This window comes from uncultured Oribacterium sp. (genome assembly GCF_902481605.1).
Lineage (GTDB): Bacteria > Bacillota > Clostridia > Lachnospirales > Lachnospiraceae > Oribacterium > Oribacterium sinus.
The window spans coordinates 1-5,818 of the sequence record NZ_CABSXI010000095.1; the positions used below are offsets into that span (position 1 = coordinate 1).

At 45.2% G+C, this 5,818-nt stretch carries 5 protein-coding genes; all 5 read right to left on the reverse strand.

Going from position 1 to position 5,818, the window contains the following annotated elements:
- A partial coding sequence (locus RDQ32_RS10535; protein WP_308580434.1) for a 2-isopropylmalate synthase occupies positions 1-1,035 on the reverse strand: 1,035 nt, incomplete at its 3' end.
- A gap of 122 nt (positions 1,036-1,157) precedes the next feature.
- On the reverse strand, positions 1,158-2,510 hold the full coding sequence (gene glmM, locus RDQ32_RS10540; RefSeq protein WP_308580435.1) for a phosphoglucosamine mutase: 1,353 nt from the start codon (positions 2,508-2,510) through the stop codon (positions 1,158-1,160).
- Between the two features lie 170 nt (positions 2,511-2,680).
- Positions 2,681-3,598, reverse strand: coding sequence for a dTDP-4-dehydrorhamnose reductase (gene rfbD, locus RDQ32_RS10545; protein WP_308580436.1), 918 nt, complete (start codon positions 3,596-3,598; stop codon positions 2,681-2,683).
- Between the two features lie 2 nt (positions 3,599-3,600).
- Complete coding sequence (rfbB, locus tag RDQ32_RS10550; RefSeq protein ID WP_308580438.1) at positions 3,601-4,617, reverse strand: dTDP-glucose 4,6-dehydratase; 1,017 nt, start codon at positions 4,615-4,617, stop codon at positions 3,601-3,603.
- A gap of 9 nt (positions 4,618-4,626) precedes the next feature.
- The gene (gene rfbA / locus RDQ32_RS10555) at positions 4,627-5,511 is read right to left on the reverse strand and encodes a glucose-1-phosphate thymidylyltransferase RfbA (protein WP_308580440.1); all 885 of its coding nucleotides are present in this window, start codon (positions 5,509-5,511) and stop codon (positions 4,627-4,629) included.
- Positions 5,512-5,818: the final 307 nt, after the last annotated feature.

Below are 5,818 nucleotides of genomic sequence, written 5' to 3' on the forward strand. Positions count from 1 at the left end.
GGCCTGCAATCCCTTGTTGATGGCATCCTGATGCGAACCGGAAAATGCGGTAAACACGAGCTTTCCGGCGTAAGGCTGCCTCTCCGGAATCTTCATTTTCGTGCAACGCTCATACACTTCCTGTATTTCCCGAATATTTTCCAGGTTGAGATTCGGGTCAATCCCCTGAGAGAACATATTATATGCCAGAGTAAGGATGTCTACATTTCCGGTCCGTTCCCCATTACCGAAGAGTGTTCCTTCCACTCTTTCTGCACCGGCAAGGAGAGCCAGTTCCGCCGAGGCGATGCCTTCTCCTCTGTCATTGTGGGGATGAACGGAAAGCACTACGTGTTCCCTTTTCAAAAGGTGCCTGGACATAAACTCAATCTGGTCCGCATAGACATTGGGACTGTGCATCTCTACCGTATTGGGCAGATTGATAATGATTTCTCTCCCCTTTCCGACGCCCCAGGCGGAAATCACGGCATTACAGATATCCAGGGCATAGTCCATCTCCGTCCCCGTAAAACTCTCCGGTGAATACTCCAGACAGAGTTCCCCCTGAAAGTCTTTTTCATGGCGTTTCACCATCTCGACACCGTCCAGCGCAATCTGTTTGATTTCTTCTTTATTCTTCTTGAAGACAACATCCCGTTGCAGAATGGAAGTCGAGTTATAGATATGGACAATCGCCTTCTTCGCCCCCTGTATAGCCTGAAAAGTCCTCTCCAAAAGCTCTTCTCTGCACTGTACAAGTACCTGTACCGTAACGTCCTCCGGAATCATCTTCCGCTCAATCAGATTGCGAAGGTAATCATACTCGATCTGTGAAGCTGCGGGAAAACCGACTTCAATCTCCTTAAAACCAAGCTTACATAGGAGTTGGAAAAATTCCACCTTTTCTTCTACGGTCATGGGATCCACAAGGGCCTGGTTTCCATCCCTTAAATCCACAGAACACCAAATCGGTGCTTTTGTGATTTCCTGATCCATCCAAGTTCTTTCCGGATAACGGAAAATCGGAAATTTTCTGTAACGTTTTACCTGATCCATTCTTACCTCCTATTGTATTTTTCCACTACTACTCTTACTTACTTCTTATTTTGAGTCTACCCTGTACTGCCAAACAAGCTTTTCCAAGCTCTGCAGGGATTCCTTTTACTCTATCAATAAACTTAGGAAAGGACTAGTCCTTCCTTTTTCATAACAGCTATAACTTCCTCTACATATTTCTCGCAAAGCTCTTCCTTGGAAGCCTCCACCATGACACGAATCAGAGGCTCTGTTCCGGAAGCACGAAGGAGAATTCTTCCATCCTCTCCCAGGCTTTCCTCCACCTTCTTCACCGCCTCCTGTACGGTTTCATTCTGCTCCACCAAAAGCTTATCTTTCACCCGAACATTCTTTAGTACCTGTGGAAAACGCTGATACTCCGCCAAAGCTTCCTTTAGACTCTTCTTTTCCTCTAAAAGCACTTCCATCAGCTTAATGCTGGTGAGAATTCCGTCCCCGGTAGTGGCATGCCGCATAAAGATGATATGTCCGGACTGCTCTCCTCCCAGAGAATAACCGTTTTCCGCCATATTCTCATAGACATAACGGTCTCCTACTTTGGTCTTTTCATAGGAAAGGCCTGCCGCATCCAAGGCCTTGTATAAGCCAAAGTTGGACATAATGGTAGTTACAATTTTATTGTCCTTTAACTGCCCCTTATCCCGCATATTTTTTCCGCAAAGGTAGAGAATCTGATCTCCGTCCACCAGTTCTCCGTCACTGTCTACACAGAGACAACGATCCGCATCTCCGTCATAGGCAAAGCCGATTTCGCAATCCCCGTTCTTCACATACTCCTGCAAGGCTTCCATATGGGTAGAACCGCAGTTGGCATTTATGTTGTAGCCGTTAGGATCATTGGAAAGTACATGGGTATCCGCTCCCAGGGCATCAAATACCGCCTTGGCACAGGAAGATGCGGAACCGTTGGCACAGTCCAAAGCAATCTTCTTTCCCTTAAAGGAACGGGTAGCCAAAGAAATCAGATAGCCGATATAACGGTTTCTTCCTGCGGCAAAGTCTACGGTTCTTCCGATTTTATCTCCGGTGGCTAAAGGAACTTCCCCGGTTTCTCCATCCAGATAGGCCTCAATCTCCGCAATAAAATCATCGGAAACCTTTTCTCCGTTTTCATTGATGACCTTAAGACCATTGTCATAGAAAGGATTATGGGAGGCGGAAATCATTACTCCGCAGGAAAAGTCTTCGGAACGAACAATATAGCTAACGGAAGGCGTAGTGGTAACGTGCATAAGATATGCATCTGCTCCCGCAGCGGTAATTCCTGCGGAAAGAGCATATTCAAACATATAGCTGGAGCGTCTGGTATCTTTACCGATAACAATACGGCACTCCTTTGTGCCTTTGTTCGAAAAATAATAGGCCAAGAACTTTCCCACCTTAAAGGCGGTATCCGCTGTCAAATCTACGTTAGCCTCTCCACGATAACCGTCTGTTCCAAAATATTTTCCCATCTTTTCTCCTTAACTTTTTTTGCAAATTGAACCGGTGCATTTTTTCATTCCGGCTTGAAATATATTGCTATCCCCTTCTACCGGGTTCTTCTGTCCCTTATTTTTGGAAAGGGACCTGTCTGCCGAATCTGCAAACAGGTCCTCTCTCCTTTCTATAAAAGAAAGCTTCTTTATTCCGCTTCTAACGCCTGTAAATAACGCTTTAAAGCATCCTTCCAATGAGGAAGGCCCTGAAATCCCTCTCTCTTAAGCTTTTCTTTACTCAGTCTTGAGTTAAAGGGACGTCTTGCTCTACTTAAACCGTACTCCTCCGTAGTAACGGGAATCACCTCCGTGGAAAGTCCCGCCTCTTCGTAAATGGCCTTGGTAAAATCATACCAGGAAATGTACTCTCCTTCATTGGTGGCATGATAAGTACCGTACTTTTCCGTCTCCACCATATCCACCAAAAGCCTTGCCAAATCCAAGGTATAGGTGGGACTTCCTACCTGGTCGGAAACCACTCGCACACTGGGATGCTTCTTACCCACCTGTAACATGGTCTTAATAAAGTTCTTTCCGTTTAGGCCGAAAACCCAGGCAATACGAACAATAAAATGCTCCGGTAAAACCTGTCGAATCGCCTCTTCTCCCGCAAGCTTGGAAGCTCCATACACATTGATGGGATGGAAATCTCTTTCCTCCTCTTCCCAAGGCTTTGTTCCCTCGCCGGAGAAAACATAGTCTGTGGAAAGATAGAGCATCTTCCCCTTTAAATCCTTCATGACTTTTGCAAGACTTCCGGGAACCTCTCCGTTAATACGAAAAACAAAATCTCTTTTCTCAGGATCCTCCGCATCATCCACCGCAGTCCATGCAGCACAGTGAATCAGACAGTCAATCTTCTCTTCGGTAAGAATTCTTCTGGCTTCCTCTTCATTGGTCAGATCCAGTCCCACATAGGGCATAGTGCAAACCGGACTTCCGTCCATAATTCCCACATACTCCGGCTCAATCCCGGAGCCTGCCGCCTCTATGCCTCTTCGAGCCAGCTCATTCATCACATCATGACCTAACTGCCCATTAACGCCGGTAACGAAAACTCTCATGCTTATTCTCCATACTGCTTCTTATAATAATCCTGATACTCTCCGGAAATGATGTGCTCCCACCAATCCTTGTGATCCAGGTACCACTGAATAGTTACGGGAATACCGGTATCAAAGGTATATTCCGGCTTCCAGCCAAGCTCAGTCTCCAGCTTCGTGGGGTCGATGGCATAACGCATATCGTGTCCCGGACGGTCAGTAACATAGTGAATCAAGGATTCCGGCTTGTCTAAGGCCTTTAAAATCGTCTTAACAACTTCCAGGTTGGTTCTTTCATTGTGTCCGCCAACATTGTAAACCTCTCCCACTCTTCCTTTACGGACAATGAGGTCGATAGCCTTGCAATGGTCGGTTACATAGAGCCAGTCACGAACATTCTCCCCCTTACCGTAAACAGGAATGCTTTCGTTATTTAAGGCTCTGGAAATTACCAGCGGAATCAACTTCTCCGGAAAATGATAGGGACCGTAGTTGTTGGAACAACGGGAAATGGTCACCGGCAGTCCGAAGGTTCTGTGATATGCCAGGACAAAAAGATCCGCACTTCCCTTGGAGGATGAATAGGGAGAAGAGGTCTTAATAGGAGTATCCTCTGTAAAGAAAAGGTCTGTTCTTTCTAAAGGAAGGTCTCCGTATACCTCATCGGTGGACACCTGATGATAACGCTTTATACCGTACTCTCTGCAAGCATCCATTAAACAAACGGTACCCAAAACATTGGTTTTTAAAAAGATTTCCGGATCCTTTAAAGAGCGATCCACATGGGACTCTGCTGCAAAGTTAACCACCACATCCGGCTTTTCCTTTGCAAATAAATCAAAGATAAAAGCTCTGTCTGTAATATCTCCCTTGATAAAACGATAATTTTTCTTTCCCTCTAAGGGAGCCAAGGTTTCCAAATTTCCTGCATAGGTCAGGCTGTCCAGGCAAATCCACTCCTCCTCGGGATAGGCATTTACCACAAAATGCATGAAGTTTCCTCCAATGAAGCCTGCGCCTCCGGTTACGATTGTTTTCATCTTCTCCTCCTACTGCTCCTCGATATATTTTCCGTCTAAAACATCCTTTAAGTACTTGCCATATTCATTTTTCTTTAAAAGCTCATAGGCTTCTAAAACCTTTTCCTTGCTAATCCAGCCATTACGATAGGCAATTTCTTCAAGACAGGCAATCTTTCTGTGCTCATGGGTCTCAATGGTACAAACGAAATTGGTAGCATCCACTAAGGACTCATGGGTTCCGGTATCCAGCCAGGTAAAGCCCTGTCCCAAAAGCGCCACATCCAGCTCTCCCTTTTCCAGATAGATACGGTTCAGGTCGGTGATTTCCAGCTCCCCTCTCTTGGAAGGTTTTAAGCTTTTCGCATAGTCCACAACCTTATTGTCGTAGAAATATAAACCGGTTACACAGTAGTTGGACTTTGGCTTCTCCGGCTTTTCCTCAATAGAAATTGCCTTTCCGGCCCCGTCAAACTCCACAATACCGAAACGCTCCGGGTCATCCACATAGTAGCCAAACACGGTGGCACCATGCTCCTTTGCCACAGCCTTCTTTAAGATTTCTCTAAAGCCTCTTCCGGAGAAAATGTTATCTCCCAAAATCATGGCTACCGGCTCTCCTCCGATAAAATCTTCCCCAATTAAAAAGGCTTGCGCCAATCCGTCCGGAGAGGGCTGTACCGCATACTGTAAGTTTAAACCGAAAGCCTCTCCATCCCCTAAGAGCTCCTGAAATCTGGGTGTGTCTGTAGGTGTGGAAATAATCAAAATATCCCGAATCCCCGCATCCATCAAAACGGACAAAGGATAGTAAATCATCGGCTTGTCATATATCGGAAGCAATTGCTTAGAAGTCACCCTTGTCAGCGGATATAATCTGGTGCCGGAACCTCCTGCAAGAATAATACCTTTCATGGTTTTTCTCCCCTCTTAAAATAATGCATACTGCTGTAAATTTTAGCATAGGCAAAGCAGATATACAAAGGCTTTTTCTGTTAAATTAGCTTAATATTTTCATAAACTGCTAAATTGAAAAAGTAAATTCCAGTGCAGAAGTAAATTCTACCGAGCTTAAAAAAATCCCTAAAATCAGGCAGTTTGAAATTTCATTTCTGCCTGATTTTGCTATAATAGTGCATAACAACCTCAAAAAAATCTCTTTCCGGGCATGGGAAATAAGCCACAGGACAAGTCGTGTGTAGGACTAAATTCCACTGGCTAT

Coding starts and splice junctions, on each gene's coding strand:
- glmM (WP_308580435.1), bottom strand. CDS start 2,510: ATGGGAAAATATTTTGGAACAGACGGTTATCGTGGAGAGGCTAACGTA.
- rfbD (WP_308580436.1), bottom strand. CDS start 3,598: ATGAGAGTTTTCGTTACCGGCGTTAATGGGCAGTTAGGTCATGATGTG.
- rfbB (WP_308580438.1), bottom strand. CDS start 4,617: ATGAAAACAATCGTAACCGGAGGCGCAGGCTTCATTGGAGGAAACTTC.
- rfbA (WP_308580440.1), bottom strand. CDS start 5,511: ATGAAAGGTATTATTCTTGCAGGAGGTTCCGGCACCAGATTATATCCG.